The sequence below is a fragment of the Streptomyces polyasparticus genome, assembly GCF_014493765.1.
Classification (GTDB): domain Bacteria; phylum Actinomycetota; class Actinomycetes; order Streptomycetales; family Streptomycetaceae; genus Streptomyces; species Streptomyces polyasparticus.
The window spans coordinates 445036-463841 of record NZ_JACTVJ010000006.1; the positions used below are offsets into that span (position 1 = coordinate 445036).

Annotated in this window: 17 protein-coding genes and 1 riboswitch; of the genes, 7 read left to right on the forward strand and 10 right to left on the reverse strand. The window is 70.7% G+C overall.

The window, feature by feature from the left end; genetic code table 11:
- The first annotated feature begins 182 nt into the window (after positions 1 to 182).
- From H9Y04_RS13955 to H9Y04_RS13965, 3 genes are all read left to right on the forward strand, one after another.
- Positions 183 to 2273 carry an alpha-galactosidase gene (locus H9Y04_RS13955; RefSeq protein WP_187814441.1) on the forward strand — a complete coding sequence of 697 codons (2091 nt, stop codon included), beginning with the start codon at positions 183 to 185 and terminating at the stop codon, positions 2271 to 2273.
- Between the two features lie 274 nt (positions 2274 to 2547).
- A riboswitch (cyclic di-AMP (ydaO/yuaA leader) is annotated at positions 2548 to 2712 on the forward strand.
- A 3-nt stretch (positions 2713 to 2715) separates the two neighbouring features.
- Positions 2716 to 3660: a M23 family metallopeptidase gene (locus H9Y04_RS13960; protein WP_187814132.1), complete on the forward strand. Its 945-nt coding sequence runs from the start codon at positions 2716 to 2718 to the stop codon at positions 3658 to 3660.
- Positions 3661 to 3877: 217 nt separating this feature from the next.
- The gene (locus H9Y04_RS13965; RefSeq protein ID WP_187814442.1) at positions 3878 to 4648 is read left to right on the forward strand and encodes an SGNH/GDSL hydrolase family protein; all 771 of its coding nucleotides are present in this window, start codon (positions 3878 to 3880) and stop codon (positions 4646 to 4648) included.
- A 59-nt stretch (positions 4649 to 4707) separates the two neighbouring features.
- Here H9Y04_RS13965 and H9Y04_RS13970 read toward each other — a convergent pair whose 3' ends face one another.
- Complete coding sequence (locus H9Y04_RS13970; RefSeq protein ID WP_187814133.1) at positions 4708 to 5049, reverse strand: STAS domain-containing protein; 342 nt, start codon at positions 5047 to 5049, stop codon at positions 4708 to 4710.
- Positions 5050 to 5394: 345 nt separating this feature from the next.
- Between H9Y04_RS13970 and H9Y04_RS13975 the strand changes: the two genes are divergently transcribed.
- Complete coding sequence (locus tag H9Y04_RS13975) at positions 5395 to 6159, forward strand: SIMPL domain-containing protein (RefSeq protein WP_187814134.1); 765 nt, start codon at positions 5395 to 5397, stop codon at positions 6157 to 6159.
- Positions 6160 to 6225: 66 nt separating this feature from the next.
- Here H9Y04_RS13975 and H9Y04_RS13980 read toward each other — a convergent pair whose 3' ends face one another.
- The 4 genes from H9Y04_RS13980 to H9Y04_RS13995 form a co-directional block, all read right to left on the reverse strand.
- Positions 6226 to 6846 carry a TetR/AcrR family transcriptional regulator gene (locus H9Y04_RS13980; RefSeq protein WP_187814135.1) on the reverse strand — a complete coding sequence of 207 codons (621 nt, stop codon included), beginning with the start codon at positions 6844 to 6846 and terminating at the stop codon, positions 6226 to 6228.
- Between the two features lie 71 nt (positions 6847 to 6917).
- Positions 6918 to 8099, reverse strand: coding sequence for a Glu/Leu/Phe/Val dehydrogenase dimerization domain-containing protein (locus tag H9Y04_RS13985; protein ID WP_187814136.1), 1182 nt, complete (start codon positions 8097 to 8099; stop codon positions 6918 to 6920).
- A gap of 63 nt (positions 8100 to 8162) precedes the next feature.
- The gene (locus H9Y04_RS13990; protein ID WP_187814137.1) at positions 8163 to 9161 is read right to left on the reverse strand and encodes a pentapeptide repeat-containing protein; all 999 of its coding nucleotides are present in this window, start codon (positions 9159 to 9161) and stop codon (positions 8163 to 8165) included.
- Complete coding sequence (locus H9Y04_RS13995; protein WP_187814138.1) at positions 9055 to 9408, reverse strand: hypothetical protein; 354 nt, start codon at positions 9406 to 9408, stop codon at positions 9055 to 9057. The genes H9Y04_RS13990 and H9Y04_RS13995 overlap by 107 nt, the downstream gene beginning before the upstream one ends.
- A gap of 381 nt (positions 9409 to 9789) precedes the next feature.
- On the opposite strand from H9Y04_RS13995, the gene H9Y04_RS14000 reads away from it, so the two are divergent.
- Positions 9790 to 10977, forward strand: coding sequence for an MBL fold metallo-hydrolase (locus H9Y04_RS14000; protein WP_187814139.1), 1188 nt, complete (start codon positions 9790 to 9792; stop codon positions 10975 to 10977).
- 289 nt (positions 10978 to 11266) lie between these two features.
- Here the strand turns inward: H9Y04_RS14000 and H9Y04_RS46700 are convergent, their stop codons facing one another.
- Positions 11267 to 11653, reverse strand: a complete 387-nt coding sequence (locus tag H9Y04_RS46700) for a hypothetical protein (RefSeq protein ID WP_308800973.1) — start codon at positions 11651 to 11653, stop codon at positions 11267 to 11269.
- A gap of 106 nt (positions 11654 to 11759) precedes the next feature.
- Here H9Y04_RS46700 and H9Y04_RS14010 point away from each other — a divergent pair, with 106 nt between their 5' ends.
- On the forward strand, positions 11760 to 12023 hold the full coding sequence (locus H9Y04_RS14010) for a hypothetical protein (protein WP_187814140.1): 264 nt from the start codon (positions 11760 to 11762) through the stop codon (positions 12021 to 12023).
- A gap of 178 nt (positions 12024 to 12201) precedes the next feature.
- On the opposite strand, the gene H9Y04_RS14015 is transcribed toward H9Y04_RS14010, so the two are convergent.
- From H9Y04_RS14015 to H9Y04_RS14030, 4 genes are read right to left on the reverse strand one after another with little or no spacing between them, the layout of a single operon-like run.
- Positions 12202 to 13233: a LacI family DNA-binding transcriptional regulator gene (locus H9Y04_RS14015; RefSeq protein WP_187814141.1), complete on the reverse strand. Its 1032-nt coding sequence runs from the start codon at positions 13231 to 13233 to the stop codon at positions 12202 to 12204.
- Positions 13230 to 14135 carry a carbohydrate ABC transporter permease gene (locus H9Y04_RS14020; RefSeq protein ID WP_187814142.1) on the reverse strand — a complete coding sequence of 302 codons (906 nt, stop codon included), beginning with the start codon at positions 14133 to 14135 and terminating at the stop codon, positions 13230 to 13232. Before H9Y04_RS14020 ends, H9Y04_RS14015 begins: the two co-directional genes overlap by 4 nt.
- The gene (locus H9Y04_RS14025; protein ID WP_187814143.1) at positions 14132 to 15103 is read right to left on the reverse strand and encodes a carbohydrate ABC transporter permease; all 972 of its coding nucleotides are present in this window, start codon (positions 15101 to 15103) and stop codon (positions 14132 to 14134) included. Before H9Y04_RS14025 ends, H9Y04_RS14020 begins: the two co-directional genes overlap by 4 nt.
- Positions 15100 to 16431, reverse strand: a complete 1332-nt coding sequence (locus H9Y04_RS14030; RefSeq protein WP_187814144.1) for an ABC transporter substrate-binding protein — start codon at positions 16429 to 16431, stop codon at positions 15100 to 15102. The genes H9Y04_RS14025 and H9Y04_RS14030 overlap by 4 nt, the downstream gene beginning before the upstream one ends.
- 285 nt (positions 16432 to 16716) lie before the next feature.
- Here H9Y04_RS14030 and H9Y04_RS14035 point away from each other — a divergent pair, with 285 nt between their 5' ends.
- Entirely contained in the window at positions 16717 to 18762 is a 2046-nt protein-coding gene (locus H9Y04_RS14035; protein ID WP_187814145.1) for a beta-galactosidase, read from the forward strand.
- Positions 18763 to 18806: the final 44 nt, after the last annotated feature.

The following is an 18806-nucleotide window of genomic DNA, read 5'->3' on the forward strand; positions in this document are numbered from 1 at the left end:
ACGATACGACATGGATTCCTGGGGCAATCATCTGCGACCGCCCGCACATCCTGGCCAGTCGGTATGGGCGAACTTCCCGCGAACGACGGGTGCCGGACCATTGCGGGGGACGGCGAGGACCGCAGATGATGTGCGTAACTGCGCGTACCTGTCGGAATCTGTTGATGAGTGGTGGGGGCCTGATGATCGAGGTCGGCGGCGACGGACGGATGTGGCTGCTCTCGGGCCCCACGAGCAGCTATGCGCTGATGCTGACGGACCGCGACGAGCTGCTGCATCTGCACTGGGGGCCGCGCATTGCGCTTGCCGACGCCGAGGCCCTTGCGGCCCAACCTGCGCCTCAGGAGCGCGGGTTCGAGTCGCCGCTGGACGGACGGGAGGAGTACCCCGTCGAGGGTGGTCCGCGGTTCGTACGGCCCGCCTTGTCGGTGCGGACGCCCGAAGTGCGCGGTACGGAATGGCGGTTCGTGGAGGCGGCGCGGGACGGCGAGGTCCTGAAGCTGGCGTTCGCCGACGACGTGCACGGTCTGCGCATCACCCTGCGGTACGGGATGCGGGGCGATGTCGTCGAGCGGGACGCCGAGTTGGTGCACGAGGGCGCGGGGCCCGCCGTCGAGGTGCTGCGTGCGGACTCCGCGGCGTGGACGCTGCCCGAGCGCGACGCCTGGCGGCTCACGCAGCTGCACGGCCGCTGGGCCGCCGAGTCGCGCGTCGAGCGGGTTCCGCTCGCGTACGGCGAGCATGTGATCGGCAGCCGGCGCGGGCACACCGGGCACCAGCACCTGCCGTGGGTGGCGCTGGACGCCGAGGGCGCGGGGGAGGAGCACGGAGAGGTCTACAGCTGTGCGCTCGGCTGGTCGGGCGCGTGGCGCATCGCCGTACAGAAGCTGCCGAACGGGCTGGTGCAGATCACCGGCGGGACGGGGCACGACGACTCCGGGCAGGTGCTGCTCGAACCGGGGCAGACCTGGCGTACGCCGGTCTTCGCGGGGCTGTGGAGCGACGGGGGATTCGGCGGCGCGAGCCGGGCCTGGCACGCGTACCAGCTGGAGCATGTGATCCCGGACGCGGACCGGGTGCGGCCGGTGCTCTTCAACTCCTGGGAGGCGACCGGATTCGACATCTCCGCTCCGCAGCAGCTCGAACTCGCGCGCCGCGCGGCCGAGATGGGCGTGGAACTGTTCGTCGTGGACGACGCGTGGTTCGGTGCGCGGGTCAGTGACCGGGCCGGGCTCGGTGACTGGACGCCCAACCCCGAGCGTTTCCCGGGCGGTCTGAAGCCGCTCGCGGACGAAGTGCATGCCCTGGGAATGCAGTTCGGAATCTGGGTCGAACCGGAAATGGTGAACGCCGACAGCGATCTGTACCGGTCGCATCCCGACTGGGTGCAGCACCATCCAGGTCGCAGGCGGACCGAATTCCGCAACCAACTGGTGCTGAATCTGGCGCGCGAAGATGTACAGGACTACCTCTGGGAGCAGCTGCACACGCTGCTTTCCTCGGCGCCGATCGACTATGTGAAGTGGGACTTCAACCGCTGTTTCACCGATGCCGGCTGGCCGGGTGAGAGCTATCCGCAAAGGTTGTGGAATGAGCATGTGCATGCCTATTACCGACTGCTCGACCGGCTGCGCGCGGCCCATCCCGGAGTCGCCTTCGAGTCCTGCTCGGGCGGCGGCGGCCGTATCGACCTCGGCGTGCTCGCCCGCACCGATCAGGTGTGGACCTCGGACAATACGGACCCGCTCGACCGGCTCGCCATCCAGCACGGCTTCACCCAGATCCATCCGGCGCGGGTCATGGCCGCGTGGGTCACGGACAGTCCGAATGTGCAGCTGAACGACCGGGTCAGCTCGCTGCGCTTCCGCTTCGTGAGCGCGATGGCGGGGGTGCTCGGGGTGGGCGGCGACCTGGCCGAGTGGACGGCGGACGAGCTCGACGAGGCGCGTTCGTGGGTCTCCCTCTACAAGGAGATCAGGGAGACCGTGCAGCTCGGCGCGCTCTACCGGCTGCGCGCTCCCGGCGGCGGACTGAGCGCGGTGCAGTACGTACGCGGGGACGAGGTCGTCGTGCTCGCCTGGCTGCAGGCGCAGCATTACGGCGAGCCCGCGCCGCGGGTGCGGCTGCGCGGGATCGCCGCCGACGCCGCGTACGAACGCGTCGGGACGGACGAGGTGCACCGGGGTGCCGTGCTGCTGCACCACGGACTCGAGTCCGGACTCAAAGGGGACTTCGATGCCAGTGTCTACCGGTTCCGTCGGGTGCGCCCCTAATGCCCGATTCAGGACCTAAGGGATAACTGGCCCTGAATTAAAGGGTGGTGGCGGTTCGGGCGTGAGCGGGATCATATTCGTGACGGTGTGTGGCGATCTTCGGCGGTGAATTCCGCTGGGTATGCGGATGGTAAAGATCGTTCGTCCACGGAGGGTGACGGTAATTCCCGGAATGGATCAGCTCCTGTGTGGTCCAAGGGAATTGAGGTGTTTGTTTTCCCGCTCGCCGCTCCCTTACGGTCACCGACAACCGGTGGACGCCCAATCCTGCCGCCACCGGAATTCGCCCCACACCCGTGCACGGCAGGAGCGGGGGACCCAACGGTAAGACGCCGTTTCCGGTCCCACCGGAGCGGCTTGGGGTGAAGTCGCATGACGCGACGGGACATCTCCAGTCCTAACCCGACAGCTCACCTCGCAGGCGACGGAGAAGGAATGCGCCATGCCCGCGAAGGGTAAGCACCGCCGTCCCAAGCCCGCCCGTCTCACCCGCTCGTTCGCCGTCGCCGGCACGGGCGGCGCCGCACTCGCGCTGCCGTTGTTCGGCGCGACGGGTGCGCAGGCCGCCACCCCGCAGGCCGTCGCTCCGCAGGCGGCTGTGTCCAGTGCCCCGGTGAAGAGCGCTCCGGTGAAGAGCCTGCCGGTCGAGAAGGCCGGGTCGGCCGACAAGACCTACACGGTCGTCGCCGGCGACTCGCTCTCCGCGATAGCCGACGACCTCGGCATCGAGGGCGGCTGGAAGCCGCTGTACGCCGCGAACGAGAAGGTCATCGGCGACGACCCGCGGCTCATCCTGCCCGGCGTGAAGCTGCAGGTCGGCGCCGCGGTGCAGGCCGCCGCCGGTGCGGCCGGACCGGCGAAGGAGTCCACTGCGGACGCCTCGAAGTCCTCCGCGCGCAGCGCCGCCGACGAGGCCGAGGCCGCGGAGGCCCCCGCCGCCGAGCCCGCTGAGCCGAAGGTCGAGCAGGCCGCCGCCACCACCTCCGGCTTCACCGCCCCGGTCGCCGCCGGAGTCTCCACCCAGTACCGGACCGCAGGCTCCATGTGGTCCAGCGGCTATCACACCGGCACCGACTTCGCGGCCGCCTCCGGCACCCCGGTCAAGGCCATCGGTGAGGGCACTGTCGTCTCCGCCGGATGGAGCGGCTCGTACGGCAACGAGGTCGTCATCCAGCACGCCGACGGCCACTACTCGCAGTACGCCCATATGTCGCAGTTGTCGGTCTCCACCGGCCAGACCGTCTCCGGCGGTACGCAGATCGGCCTGGTCGGCTCGACCGGCAACTCCAGCGGGCCGCACCTGCACTTCGAGGTCCGCACCGGTCCCGGCTACGGCTCGGACGTGGACCCGGCCGCCTACCTGCGCTCGCACGGCGTCTCGCTCTGACGTCACGTCAGTTTCCGATGGCCCGGCGGCCGGGATCGCACGGTCCCGGCCGCCGGGCCATCGCCCTATTCCGGGTTGGGGCAATCTTTGCGGTGGGCTATGTCACCCGTTGTCAAGGGTGGTTACGGTGGCGTAAGTCACGTCCTGGGGTGAAAAATATGCCGACGTGGCAGACGATTCGACGACACCCCTCAGCAGCAGTGCAGCCCTCACCGCCGTGACCCCGGCGGCTTTCGCCTCCTATGTGGCCATCGGCGACAGCTTCACCGAAGGCGTCGGAGACCCCGGCCCCGACGGTTCCTTCGTCGGCTGGGCGGACCGCCTCGCGGTCCTGCTCGCCGACCGCCACCCCGAGCACAGCTTCCGTTACGCCAATCTCGCCGTCCGCGGAAAGCTGCTCGACCAGATCGTCGAGGACCAGGTGCCGCGCGCCAAGAGGCTCGCGCCCGAGCTGGTCACCTTCTGCGCCGGCGGCAACGACATCATCCGCCCCGGTACCGACCCCGACGACGTCGCCGAACGCTTCGAGCGGGCCGTCGCCGACCTGACCGCGGCCGTCGGCACCGTCGTCGTGACGACCGGCTTCGACACCCGCAACGTGCCGGTGCTCAGGCATCTGCGCGGCAAGATCGCCACGTACACGGCACACGTACGGGCGATCGCCGACCGGTACGAGTGCCCGGTGCTCGATCTGTGGTCGCTGCGCTCGGTGCAGGACCGGCGCGCCTGGGACGGCGACCGGCTGCATCTCTCGCCCGAGGGGCACACCCGGGTCGCGCTGCGCGCCGCGCAGGTGCTCGGCCTGGAGATCCCCGCGGACCCGGACCAGCCCTGGCCCGAGCTGCCGCCGCGCAGCACGCTGGAGGTGCGCCGGGACGACATCCAGTGGGCGCGCGAGTACCTGGTGCCCTGGATCGGGCGCCGGCTGCGCGGCGAGTCCTCCGGCGACCATGTGTCGGCGAAGCGGCCGGATCTGCTCCCGCTGTAGCCGGACGCCGGACGCCGGACGCCGGACCGGGACGCCGGACTTCGGGCCTGGCTTGGCGGTCAGCTGCCGTCGGGGGAGGGCTGGGCCTCGCGCCACTGCTGGGGCGGGCTCGACAGGATCGGTATGGAGTCGGGTACGCCGAGGTAGCTCAGGATGCGCAGCACGAACGGATCCGTGCAGATGAGGAACATGCGCGCGTCCGTGAGTTCGAGGCGCTGCCGCAGGCGTTCGATCAGGGCGATCCCGCTGCAGTCGACGAAGGTCAACAGCCGCATGTCGAGGACGAGTTCGGTCGTGGGCAGACGGAGTTCGTCGCTGAGCGGGTCCTCGATGGCCAGGACCATGGCGACATCGAGCTCGCCGTGCAGCTCGACGACGAGCCGGCTGTCTTCGCGCCGCATGAGAGGCGCGGGGTTGGGAGGGTAGGGATACACCTTTCCCCCAGGTCGTCTGCTGCCACTCTTCGGGCGACACCGGGGGCCGGGGTGTCCGGCTTCGAATCTAAGGGCCGTGCATGAGGTCGGGGTGGTGCGCCGGAGCGTCGTCACCCGATGGCGTGAATCGGTGCCTCGCGTATTGACGTTCCCGGGTTCGGCGTGAGCCGTTCGCTGCTGGACCGGTGAGGTGACAGGACGCCTGGGGCGGGAGTGGCGCACGGGCCGCGAGGGCCGTTGGTGCTGGGATGACCGCGCGCCCGGCCGCCCGCCCGGGCGCGCCCCATCCGTCGATCCGGAGGACCTCACCTCATGGCCGTACGCACTCCGTCCCCGTTCGTCGTCCGCACCGCCGCGGCAGCCGTCCTCGCCGGCGGCATGCTCGCGGCGGGCGGCGCCCCCGCGCTCGCCGCCGGGCCGGCCGCGCCCGCACCGCACAGCGCGCTCGCCCCCGCGCCCACCACCGTGACGGTCACCGGGGACGGGCAGTCCTCGGCGGCACCCGACATCGCGGTCCTGCACATCGGCGTCGAGAGCACCGCGAAGACCGCACAGCAGGCGCTCGCCGCACAGAACAGGGCCGCCGACGCGATGCTCGCCGCTGTCCGCAAGGCGGGTGTCGCGGACAAGGACGTGCGCACCGAGAGCCTCAACGTTTCCGCCGTGACGCAGCACGAGCCGAACGGCGCCAGCAAGGTCACCGGCTACCAGGCCGGGCAGGTGTTCTCGGTGAAGGTGCGCGAGATCGAGAAGACCGGCTCCGTGCTGCAGAGCGTGATGGACGCCGCGGGTGACGCGGGCCGGATCCACTCGGTCGCCTTCGACGTGGCCGACACCGGCAAGCTGCGCGAGCGGGCCCGTACCGCGGCGCACATGGACGCCCGCGCCAAGGCCGAGCAGTACGCCAAGCTCAGCGGCATGCGCCTGGGGCGGCTCGTGTCCGTGAACGAGGGCGACAGCGGAGTGCCGCGGCCCGTCGCGCTGCCCGCGGTGCAGTTCGACAAGGAGGGTGTGCCGGTCGCGCCCGGTGAGATCGAGGACCGCATCACGGTGACCGAGGTGTACGAGCTCCGCTGACCGCAGCGGTACGGGCGCGGCCCGGCGGACCAGGTGTCCGCCGGGCCGCGCCCATGCTGTCGGGGCTCAGCGCGCCGACTGCGTCAACGCCTCGCGGACCAGGCCGAGTTCACGGGCCAGCGCCTCGTCCACCCAGGTGAGGATCGCCGTACGGGAGGGGCCCGTGGCGTACGCGGTGTTCTGTACGGCGAGTCCGTCGAGCAGCGCGGTCAGCCGGAGCGCCGTCGCGGCCGGGTCCGTGCAGCGGAACTCGCCCGCCGCGACCCCCTCGGAGATCACCTCGGCGAGTGCACGCTTCCACTGCTGGTCGAGGTCCCGCGTCACCTTGCGCAGCACCGGCTCGCGCAGACCCGCGGCCCAGCCCTCGATCCACAGCCGCCAGCCCTTGGCGCTGCCCGTCGGCGCGTACCAGCGGATCGCGGCACGCAGCCGGCGCAGCGCCGTGGTGCGCCGGCCGAGAAGCCTGTGCAGATGGGCGAGATCGCCCTCGGCGGCATACGCGAAGGCCGCGGCGACCAGCTTCTCCTTGGTCGAGAAGTGGTACAGGACAAGGGCGTTGCTCACGCCGAGCGAGGCGGCGACATCGGCGATCCGGACGGCCGCGACACCCCGCAGCTCGATCTGCTCGACGGCGGCGCGCAGCAATTCCTCGCGTCGCTCCTCCACACTCAACCGGACCCTGGCCACCCGCCAACCCTAGTCGGCGATCACCGGCCGGGACGGAGCGGGGTCGGCGGCCCGGAGGCTTTGCCGGGGGATCAGCGGTACTGGCCGTGGTGGCGCGCGATCTCGGTGAGCCGCTCCGCGGCGAGCGCGTGCGCGGCCGCGCGCGGGGTGCAGCCGTTCGCCGCGGCCCGTTCGAGGATCGTGTCCACCAGCTCGCGCAGCGCGCCGCGGGTGTACGCGAAGGCCTCGTCGGCGTCGGGGCCGATGTCGCCGAAGAGTGTCCACCACCACCAGGCGTTGGTACCGGAGTTGACCACGACATCGGGCAGCACCGTGATGCCGCGGGCCGCAAGCAGCTGCTCGGCTTCGGGCAGGACCGGCATGTTGGCCGCCTCGACGATCCAACGGGCCCTGATCTGCTGCTGGTTGTGCTCGTCGATCGCGTACGACACCGCGGCGGGCACCAGGATCTCGGCGTCCGACGAAAGCCAGGCGTCGGACGGCAATGCGCGGTCGGCCGGGCGCAGGGCCGCGCGGTCGACGGCGCCGAACGCGTCCCGCGCGGCGAGCAGGGCCTCGACGTCCAGGCCGTCGGGGTTCGCGATGGTGCCCCGTACGTCGGCGACCGCCACCACCTTCAGGCCGGCCCGCGCCAGGAACCGCGCGGTCGCACCGCCCATGGTGCCGAGGCCCTGCACGGCGACCCGTGTGCCCTCGTACGGGACCCGGGCGCGGTCCAGGGCGGTCAGCGCGGACTCCGCGACACCGCAGCCGCCGACCAGCTCGTCGAGACCGATGCCGTCCACCCGTACCGCGAAAGCGTCGGTGAGCCGCTGCCGGGCCGCCGTCTCGTCGTCGAGCAGCGGGTACACGGCCTGCACCGACGAGACCAGGCCCGCCTCCGCCATCGCCTTGTCGACCACGTCCTGAGTGAGGCCGAGGTCCTCGCCGGTGGTCCAGAAGCTCTCCACGTACGGGCGCATCGCCTGCAGATAGCGGACGAGCACGCCGTACGCCTCGGGCGAGCGCGGGTCGCAGTCGATGCCGCCCTTGGCGCCGCCGAGCGGGATGTACCGCGCGCCGGGCCGGTAGTGGAGGGCCTCCTTCATGGACATCCCGAGCGCCAGGCCGGCCACTTCGTCGAGCGTGCAGCCCGCCCGCATCCGCAGTCCGCCGCTGCTGACCCCGCGCACGAGACGGTCCACCACGAGGTGGCCCCGGCGTCCGGAGACGGGGTCGGTCCACGTGAGGGTGAGCAGCGGGGTGTGGGGCACGGTGCCTCCGAAGGGAGCGACTACTGATCGGCCGTTCAGTATCGGGAGGTGCGTGCGGGCATGTCAACGCACGTCCGGTGCCCAGTGCTTCGGGTGGCTGAGACCTGCGGGCAGCTTGGTCTTGGCATCGCCCTTGGCCGCGTCCAGCTGGGCCTGCGTGAGGTAGACCGTGTCGCGCAGATCGGCCGCGCGGAGATCGGCGTCGCGCAGATCCGCGCCGATCATGTCCGCCCACCGCAGGTCGGCACCCTTGAGATCGGCGGCGACGAGGACCGCGCCGCGCAGGCTCGCTCCGCGCAGATCGGCCTTGGCGAGCCTGGCGCCGAACAGGTCGGCGCCGCGGTGGTTGCGGGCACGGCCCGGGGCCTGGGCGCGGTGCAGATCGCCCGCGCGCAGCAGCAGCGCGTTGACCTCCTGCCGTACGGCGGGGACGTCGGTGGCGAGCAGGGTGTCGGCGTCCTTGCGGGTCAGGGCGTCGAGACCCTCGTACGAGGTGAGCAGCTCGGCGTGCAGGGCTCGGGCGGCCGGGAGGGTGAGTGCCTCGGCGAGGTGGCGCAGGAGCTCCTGGAGCTGCCGTACGACGGGGAAGACCGCGAACATCTGGCGGGCCGTCCGCTTCGAGGTGCGCCAGTCCTCGCCGAGGAAGGTCACCTGGGAGACCTTCTGGCCGGCGCCGAAGCAGTCGAAGACGGTGCAGCCGGTGAAGCCCTTGGGGCGCAGGTCGGTGTGGATGCCGCAGCGGTAGTCCTGCTCGAGGTTCTTGCAGGGGGTGCCGGCCGCCTTGTTGACCGCGAAGTCGCTGGACTTCGCGAAGGGCAGGGCCACGCAGCACAGGGCGAAGCAGTTGGCGCAGTCGGCCTTGAGGTCGGCGGCGTGCGGGGTGTGGGCGGGTGCCGAGGGCTGAGGCCGGGTGGGAGCGCTGCGGGGTGAGGAGGGGGGCGAGGAGGGCGTCTGCCTACCCTCCGGCTCGCGATCCTGACGTACGGGCTTCCTGCGCTGCCGTGACACCGTGCGGGCTCTCCTGTCGTGGGGCGGGCACCAGGCCCGACGCGTACCCCTCATTGTGCGAGGTGCGCGGGGCCCCCGATGACCTGGCCCGTTCGCGGCGGATGCGGTCGCACTGCGTGATGATCCCGGCGGTGAACACACCGATGCCCACGGCCGCCCAGATCACGAACGCCAGATGCGCGGTCTCCCCGTCGGCCCAGGTGTCCAGCCACAGGGCCGCGCCCAGGCCGAGCGCGCCCAGCAGACCGGCGACGCGGGCCTCGGCCGGCGTCCGGTCGGGGCGGGGGGCTCCGGCGGTCATGGGGGGACATTCTAGGTGTGCTCGGGCGTACGTTCGGTCGGTGCAGGTTCGGGCCGGGGGTATGCGGTGGTGGTCTGTGTGCTCGGTCCATGCGGTGGTGGTCCGTGTGCGCGGTCCGTGCGCCAGTCCGTGTGGTCGGTCCGTGCGCCCGGTGCGTGTGCCCGGTCCGTGCGTCCGGTCCATGCGTCCGGGCCGGCCCGTCGCGGGCGGCGCCGTCACCCCGCTGGCGTAGACCGCGCCCCGCAGTCCCCGGAATCTTGCACGCCCCTTCCACGTTGAGGAGGGCATGAGGCCGAAGAGCACACCGCCCTCCGCGCACCGCGGGCCGGTGCCTCCGCGCGCCCATAATGAAGCCCCCATGACCCCCACCCTGGAGCTGCCGTGACCGTCTCGCGTTCCCTGAGTTCGTCACTCCGCTCGCTCAGGCCCCTCGGGTTCGGTGCGGACCCGGCCGGTGAGCGCATGGAGCGCATCCGCCGCTCGCCGCACTTCGCGAACGGCACCTTCCAGAACCCGGTGGGCGCCAAGATCGGACCCCAGGGCTCGAAGCTGGAGTTCGCCAAGACGTACTTCGCCAAGGACCAGCGCGTGCGCCGCGCCCCGGCCGGCACGATCCCCGTACACCCGACGACGCTCGCCGACCTGGCGAAGCCGCCCGCCGACGGGCTCCGGATCACGTGGATGGGGCACTCCAGCGTGCTCGCCGAGATCGACGGCCGACGGGTCCTCTTCGACCCGGTGTGGGGTGAGCGCTGCTCGCCGTTCGCGTTCGCCGGGCCGAAGCGGCTGCACCCGGTGCCGCTGCCGCTCGCGGCGCTCGGCCCGGTCGACGTGGTGGTGATCTCGCACGATCACTACGACCATCTCGATCTGCCCACGATCCAGGCGCTCGCCGGTACGGACACCGTGTTCGCGGTGCCGCTCGGCGTCGGCGCACACCTCGAGCGCTGGGGCGTCTCGCCCGACCGGCTGCGCGAGCTGGACTGGAACGAGTCGGCGACGGTAAACGGCCTCACCCTGACCGCCACCCCGGCCCGCCACTTCTGCGGCCGCGGCCTGCGCAACACTCAGCACACCCTGTGGGCCTCGTGGGTCGTCTCCTCGGGCGAGCACCGCGTGTACCACTCCGGCGACACCGGCTACTTCCCGGGCTTCGCCGACATCGGCCGTGAGCACGGGCCCTTCGACGTGACGATGATCCAGATCGGCGCGTACTCGGAGTGGTGGCCCGATATCCACATGACGCCCGAGGAGGGCGTGCAGGCGCATCTCGATCTACAGGGCGGTGCGCACGGGGTGCTGCTGCCGATCCACTGGGGCACGTTCAACCTCGCACCGCACCCGTGGGAGGAGCCCGGCGAAGGCACCCTCTCCGCGGCCCGCAAGGCAGGCGTCGACCTGGCCCTGCCGCACCCGGGCCTGCCGTTCGAGCCCACGGGCACCCTGCCGACCGCCGCCTGGTGGCGCACGGTCGCGGCACCCGCGGCCCACCCGGTCGGCGTCGACGTACAACCGCCCGCGGGCAGCGAGGCCCAGCCACGGAAGGCGGACGTCACGCCGGTCAACTAGGCCTGTTCGGTCGATCACGCCGGTCGCCAGTGCTGTGACCAGGAGCGTTTGCCGGAGTGGTGATCAGGCTGGGGCGGCGAGTCGTCGGCCGCCCCAGCGGATGCCCTTCTCGCTACGGGACGCCGCGCACGTTCTCTGCGTTGCGCCGCCGTTCTCTGCGTTGCGCCGCCGTTCTCTGCGTTGCGCCGCCGTTCTCTGCGTTGCGCCGCGAGGACATCGGGGTGGCGGGCGTTCTTGGTGCGCCGGCGGTCGGACACCTGCAGTGGGCAGAGCCAGGGGCCACCCCGCGTCAGCGGATCGCCTGGATGCTCGGCAGCGGGTGCTCCCATCCGCCGGTCAGCTCGATGAGGACCTGGTGCGCGAGCTGCCGGGCCTGGCTCCACCCAGCATCGCTGACCAGCGCATCCCGTGTCCATCGGTCGGCCTGCTCGTGACCGCTCATACCGGCAAGCAGTACGTCGATCTCCCGGAGCTCAGCAGCGGCGCTCCCGCTGATCTGGTCGTGCTCCACCAGCCTGTTGGCCATGCGGAACGCGTGATCGAAGTCCAGCGCGATCTCATCCACCGCAACCTCGTGCTCATCGAGCCAAGCCGTCTGGACCGAAGCATCGGCCGCCAGCACCGACAGGGAGTCGATCAGAAGGCGCCGGAGAGCCATGAAATCGGGTGTGGCCACCTTCCGATCGTCGCACGCACCCAGCTCCTGAACGGGAGCAAGGCCGAAGACCCCCTGTGATCACCGACCCGGCGAACGTACCCGGGCACAGCACTAGGGTTCTGGCGTGTCGAAGACCAGCGTGAGCAACGAGACCGAGAAGCTGCTCTGCCTTTGGGTGGAGCCCTGGGGAACCGATCACTGGATGCGCCCTGGTGAGGAGTTCACCGTCGTGACCGCGCTGGAGCCTGAGGACTCGCCGTTCAACGTCGTTGTGCACACTCAGGGCATCACCGTGTGGGTCAACTCCGCCAACGCCTCCGAGGTTGTGGACAAGGACGGTGCGGTCGTGCCGTGCGGGCACCAGCGTCCCGCTGATCTGGGATGGTGACCCGGCTCGCAAGGCGTCGGGTTCGCAGCCGAACTTGATCGGCCGGTCAGGTCCAAACCGGCGTCACACTGGTCGGCCGGCCGTCGTACGGCGGCGGACGCTCGAGGCAGAAGGGCGGGGGCCCGAGCCCCCGCCCTTCTCGCGTCTCTCACGCCGAGTGCGACTCTCGCGTCGAGATTTACGTCGAGCGCCGCTCGATCAGTTCCGTCGGGAGTATCACCGCCGCCGGGTCCTCGCCGCCGATCTGGGCGAGGAGGACGCGGACCATTTCGGTGGCGATGCGGTCCCAGGGCTGGCGGATCGTCGTGAGTTCGGGGGAGGAGGCCAGTGCGGCGGGGGAGTCGTCGAAGCCGCCGATCGCCACGTCCTCGGGGACGCGGCGTCCCGCGCGGTGCAGGGCGCTGAGCACGCCCTGCGCCATCAGGTCCGAGGCCACGAACACCGCGTCCAGGTCCGGCGCCGCCGCGAGCAGGCGCTCGGCGGCCGCCTCGCCGCCGGCGCGGCTGTAGTCGCCGTGCTCGATCAGCCGGTCGTCGGGCGCGATGCCCAGCTCGGCGAGGACCTCGCGGTAGCCCGCGAGCCGGTCCACACCGCCCGGTGTGTCCAGCGGACCGGTGACCGTGGCGATCCGCCGGCGGCCCGACTGGTGCAGATAGCGCACCATGTCCCGGGCGCCGTCGCGGTCGTCGGCGGCCACGTAACTCACCTTGGACGCATGCCCGATGGGCTTTCCGCAGGCCACCAGCGGCACCCCGGCCGCGCGCAGCTCCTCGGCGACCGGGTCGCCGGAGTGGCTGGAGACCAGGAGCACCCCGTCGACATGGCCGGCCGTGATGTAGCGGGTGATGCGGCGGCGTTCGTCCTGGGTGCCGGCCAGCATCAGGAGCAGCGGGATGTCGTATGCGGCGAGGGCCTGCGTGCAACCCCTCAGCAGGACATTGAAGTTGGGGTCCTCGAAGAACCGCTCCTGCGGCTCGGTGAGCAGGAAGCCCACCGAGTCCGAACGGCCGGTGATCAGGGACCGGGCATGCCGGTTGACCACATAGCCGGTCGACTTGATCGCCGCGTCCACCGCCTCGCGTGCCGCCGGTGACACGTAGTGCCCGCCGTTGAGCACCCGCGAGACGGTGCCGCGCGAGACGCCCGCCTCCCGTGCGACGTCGTGGATGGTCGGCGCCTTGCGTCTGGCCCCCGCGTTGCTCATGGTCACGACTTTACGGCTCCGGACAGCAGATCGAGGCTCCAGAAGCGCTGGATGACCAGGAAGAGGGCGATCAGGGGAAGCACCGCGAGCAGCGCGCCCGTGATGACGAGGGTGTACAGGGCCGGGGTGTTGGCGCCCTGTTCGAGCAGCGTGTACAGACCGAGCGTGATCGGGAACTTCTCGTCGTCGCTCAGCATGATGTACGGCAGCATGAAGTTGTTCCAGACGGCGACGAACTGGAACAGGAAGACCGTCACCAGACCCGGCACCATCATCGGCAGCGCGATCCGCGTGAAGATCCGCAGTTCCCCCGCGCCGTCCATGCGTCCGGCCTCCACCACATCGGGCGGCACCGCGGCGGCCGCGTAGATCCGCGCGAGATAGATGCCGTACGGCGAGAGGATCAGCGGCAGCAGGACCGAGGCGTACGAGTCGGTCAAGTCGGCCTTGGCGAGCAGCAGATACTGCGGCACGGCCAGGATCACCGGCGGCATCAGGACGCCGGCCATCAGCACGTTGAACATCGTCTCGCGGCCGCGGAAGCGGTAGATCGCGAGCGCGTAGCCGCTGATCGCCGAGACCGCGGTGGACAGGAGGGCACCGAGGCCCGCGTAGAGCGCGGAGTTGCCCATCCAGGTCCAGTAGACGCCGTCGCGGTACGCGTTCAACTCGGCGACGTTGTCGGCGAATCCGGTACCGGGCAGGAACGTGAAGGTGGAGAACAGCTCCGTGCCCGACTTGGTCGCCGCGACGGCCACCCAGGCCACCGGAAGCAGGCAGTACAGGGCGCCGACGACCAGCGTGGCCGTCGGGATCAGGGCGATACGGCGGCGCAGCGGCGGGCCCTGGGCCGTGCCGGGGGTGGTGCCCGCGGCGGGCGCCGTCTTGCGTACGGCGAGGGAGCTCATCGGGCCTCCTCCTGGTTACGGGAGTTCGCGAGCCGCAGGAAGCCGAAGGACAGGGCCAGGGTGACGAAGGCGATCACCACGGCGGTCGCGGCCGCCGAGTGGATGTCGTTCTTGCCGAAGGCGTCCTGGTAGACCTTCATCAGCGGACTCCAGGTGGTGGACAGGGAGTTGGTGAGCGGGCGCAGCGTGGTGGGCTCGCTGAACACCTGGAGCGTCGCGATGATCGAGAAGAAGAAGGTGAGCACCAGGGAGGGCGCCACCATCGGGATCTTGATCTTCAGCGCGATCTGCAGCGGGCTGCAGCCGTCCAGCTTCGCGGCCTCGTACACCTCGACGGGGATCGCCTTGAGCGAGGTGTAGATGACGATCATGTTGAAGCCGGTGCCGCCCCAGACCGCGATGTTCGACAGCGCGATGTACAGCGGGCCGCCGTCCAGGAGGTCCGGCTGTGGCAGGCCCGCCTTGTCGAGCAGGAAGTGGAACGGGCTGACGTCCGGGAGATAGAGGAAGCCCCACAGGAGAGCCGCCACCACGCCCGGGATCGCGTACGGCAGGAAGATCGCCAGACGCGTGACCGGCGTGAACCGGACCCGCTCGCTGTCCAGCATCAGGGCGAAGAGCAGCGCGAGGCCGAGCATCACGGGGATGACGATCAGGCCGTAGCCGAGGACGCGCAGGGCGCCGTCGAGGAGCTCGGAGTCGGTGAGGGTGTCGGCGTAGTGGGACAGGCCCGCCCACACCTCCTCGCGGGCGCCGCTGCCCAGACCCAGGCCCTTGACCTCGATCTTGTGCAGCGAGAGCCACAGTGCGTACCCGATGGGCAGAGCGAAGAAGAGGGCGAACAGGATCGCCGCGGGGAGGAGGAAAAGATAGGGCGCGCGGAGCGCTCCTTTGAGGGCGGTGGTGGGAGACGGGTGGGCGTACGGGGCGCTCTTCACCCCGTACGACCTCCGGCGTGCGCGTGTCACTCGGCGACCTCGAAGCCCTGCTTCTCGAGGTCGGTGACCGTGGCGTCCTGCATCGTCGTCAGGGCCGCGCCGAAGTCCGACTTGTCCTTGGCGGCCTTGGCGAAGGCGTCCTTGAAGGTGGTGTACGCGACGTTGACGTTCGGGCCCCAGGCGGAGGGCGCCGTCGTCTTGGCGATCTCGGCGGCGCGGGTGTAGAAGTCCGGCTGGTTGGCGAAGAAGGCCGGCGGCTGGGCGAACGCGTCCGACGTCTGCGCGGTGGTGGCTGCCGGGTAGATGCCGCCTTCCTTGGCGAGGGCGGTCAGCGCCTTCGGGTCGGTGTTGAGCCAGGCGGCGAACTTCGCGGCGGCTTCCTTGTTCTTGGAGTCCGTGGTCACCGCGGTCGAGGAGCCGCCCCAGCTGCCGGTGGTCTGCTCACCCTTGTTCCACTGGGGGAGCGGGGCCATCGCCCACTTCTCCTTGGTGTCGGGCGCGGCCGTGGTCAGGGTGCCCGGCGCCCAGACGGCGCTGACCCAGGCGATCTGCTTGCCGGTGTTGAGCGACTTGTTCCAGGCCGGGGTGTACATCGGCTGGTTGTCGATCGCGCCTTCCTCGACGAGACCGCCCCAGAAGTCGGCGACCTTCTGCGTGGCGGCGTCGTCGATGCCGACCTTCCACTTCTCGCCCTCGGTGGTCCACCACTTGGCGCCGGCCTGCTGGGCGAGGCCCGCGAACAGACCCGAGTCGTTGGCGGAGAACGTGGTGAGCGCCTTGTCCGGGGCCTTCTTCTTCAGGGCGCGGGCGGTCTCGGCGAACTCGTCCCAGGTGGCCGGGACCTTCAGGCCGTACTGCTTGAAGAGGTCGGCGCGGTAGTAGAACATCATCGGCCCGGAGTCCTGCGGCACCGCGTAGACGGCGTCCGAGCCGAGCGTGGTCTGCTGCCACACGCCCTCGGCGAACTGGCCCTTCACGTCCTCGACCTCGCCGGATATGTCCGCGAGCGCGTCATTGCTGACCAGGGTCGGCAGCGCCTGGTACTCGGCCTGCACCAGGTCGGGGGCCTTGCCCGCCTTGTGTGCCGTGAGGATCTTGGTGACCAGGGTGTCGCCGGAAGCCTGCTTCTTCACGGTGACCTTGATCTGCTGCTGCTTGCCCGGGCCCTCGTTCCAGAGGTCCACGACCTTGTCCATGCCGGGCGTCCACGTCCAGTACGTGAGCGAGGCGGGACCCGAAGCGGTCTCGCCCTTGTCGCCGTCGGACGAGCCGCAGGCGGTGAGCGCGGTCGCACCGAGGGCGACCGAAACGGCGGTGGCGCTCCAGCGCAGCAGACGCCCGTGCGTGGTGTTCGGCATGGATCTCTTCTCCCTGACCTGAATGACGGCCTGAATCCGGCCCGTCCTGTCGGCTTCCGGCCACGGCTTGGCGGTGGCTGGAAAGGGCCGATCGGCAGTGCGGACGGAGGGTGGCCTCGAGCCTCCGGCCTGACGTCCGGGGCTCACCATGTCTCTGTGAGCGTTCACAGTAGAGAAACACCTAGGACACTTGTCAATGGTCTGCGGGGCTGCAATTGTGTGCGGGCACGCTGGCTGAGCCAATGTGTGCACGTTCCCAAAAGATCGAAGCCCGGGAGAACATTCATGGCGGACACCACCCGCGCAGGCGAGCCGGACACGGTTCCCGTAGGCCTGACGCGCCTGGCCTTCGGCGGTGACTACAACCCCGAGCAGTGGCCGGAAAGCGTCTGGGCCGAGGATGTCCGTCTGATGCGCGAGGCCGGCGTCACGATGGTCAGCGTCGGGATCTTCTCGTGGGCGCTGCTCGAACCCGCAGAAGGCGCCTACGAGTTCGGCTGGCTCGACCGCGTCCTGGATCTGCTGCACGAGAACGGGATACGCGTCGACCTGGGCACCCCCACCATGGCGCCGCCCGCCTGGTTCTACCGCGCCCACCCCGAGGCGCTGCCGGTCGACAAGGACGGTGTGCGCTACGAGTTCGGCTCACGCGGCGCGATCTGCCACAGCAGCCCGGCGTACCGCGAGGCCATCGCCCGTATCGCCACCGCGCTCGCCACCCGCTACGCGGAGCACCCCGCGCTCGCCCTGTGGCACGTGCACAACGAGTACGGCGTGCCCGTCTCGGCCTGCTACTGCGACACCTGCGCGGCAGCCTTCCGGGTCTGGCTGCGCGAGCGGCACGGCTCGCTCGACGCGGTCAACGAGGCCTGGGGGACCGCCTTCTGGAGCCAGCGCTACGGCAGCTTCGACGAGATCAACCCGCCGCGCACCGCCCCCACCGTGGGCAACCCCGCGCAGGCCCTCGACTACAAGCGCTTCGCCGACGCGATGATGCTCGACAACTTCCGTACGGAACGCGACATCCTGCACCGGCTCGCACCCGGCGTGCCCGTGACCACCAACTTCATGACCGCGCTCAGCCAGTGCGACACCCTCGACTACTGGGCCTGGGGCCGTGAGGTCGACCTGGTCACCAACGACCACTACCTGATCACCGACGGCCGGCGCACCCACGTCAACCTCGCGATGGCCGCGGACCTCACCCGCTCCGTCGCGGGCGGCGCACCCTGGCTGCTTCTGGAGCACGCCACCAGCGGCGTCAACTGGCAGCCCCGTAACCCCGCCAAGGCGCCCGGCGAGATGGCGCGCAACTCCCTCTCCCATGTGGCACGCGGCTCCGAGGGCGCGATGTTCTTCCAGTGGCGCCAGTCGCGGCGCGGCGCTGAGAAGTTCCACTCGGCGATGCTGCCGCACGCCGGCACCGACTCGCGCGTGTGGCGGGAGGTCGTCGAACTGGGCGCGGACGTCGGCGCGCTGGCCGAGATCCGGGGCACCCGGACCGTCGCCGACGTCGCCGTCCTGTGGGACTGGCAGTCCTGGTGGGCGCAGTCCCTGGAGTGGCGCCCCAGCGAGGACCACGACGCGCGCGAACGGGCCGACACCTTCTACGAGGCGCTGTACGACCAGCACCTCACGGTCGACTTCGCCCACCCGGAAGCCGACTTGTCGGCCTATCCCCTTGTCGTCGTACCCGCGCTCTATCTTGCGACGGAAGCGGCCGGCCGCAACCTGCGCTCCTACGTGGAAGGCGGCGGCACGCTCGTCGTCTCGTACTTCTCGGGCATCGTCGACGAGCACGACGGCGTGCACCCCGGCCCGTACCCGGGTGTCCTGCGGGATGTCCTCGGTCTCACGGTCGAGGAGCACTCGCCGCTCCTGAAGGACCAGAAGGTCAAGCTCACCGGACCGGCCGGCGCCGAGCTCACCGGCGATGTCTGGACCGAGTTCGTGGTCGAGCGCGGAGCCGAGGCCGTCTGGTCGCATACGGACGGACTCGCGGCGGGCCGCCCGGCCGTGACCCGGCACCGGCTCGGCGAGGGCACCGCCTGGTACGTCTCCACCCGCCTCGACGCCACCGCCCTGGCCGAGATCCTCGCGCCCGCCTGCGCGGACGCCGGGATCGAGCCGCGCGCGGAACTCCCGCGCGACGTGGAGGTCGTGCGGCGCAGCGGGCCCGCGGGGGAGTACCTGTTCGCGATCAACCACACGGGTGCGGACGTCAAGATCCCCCTGCCCGACTCCGGCACCGAACTGCTCACCGTGGACCGCGCCGCCGGCCGCCTCACGGTGCCCGCGGGTGCGGTGCGGGTCGTACGCCTGGACGGCTGAGCCGCCGCTGAGCTGCCGCTCCCGCCGGGCCGCGAGCCCGCCGG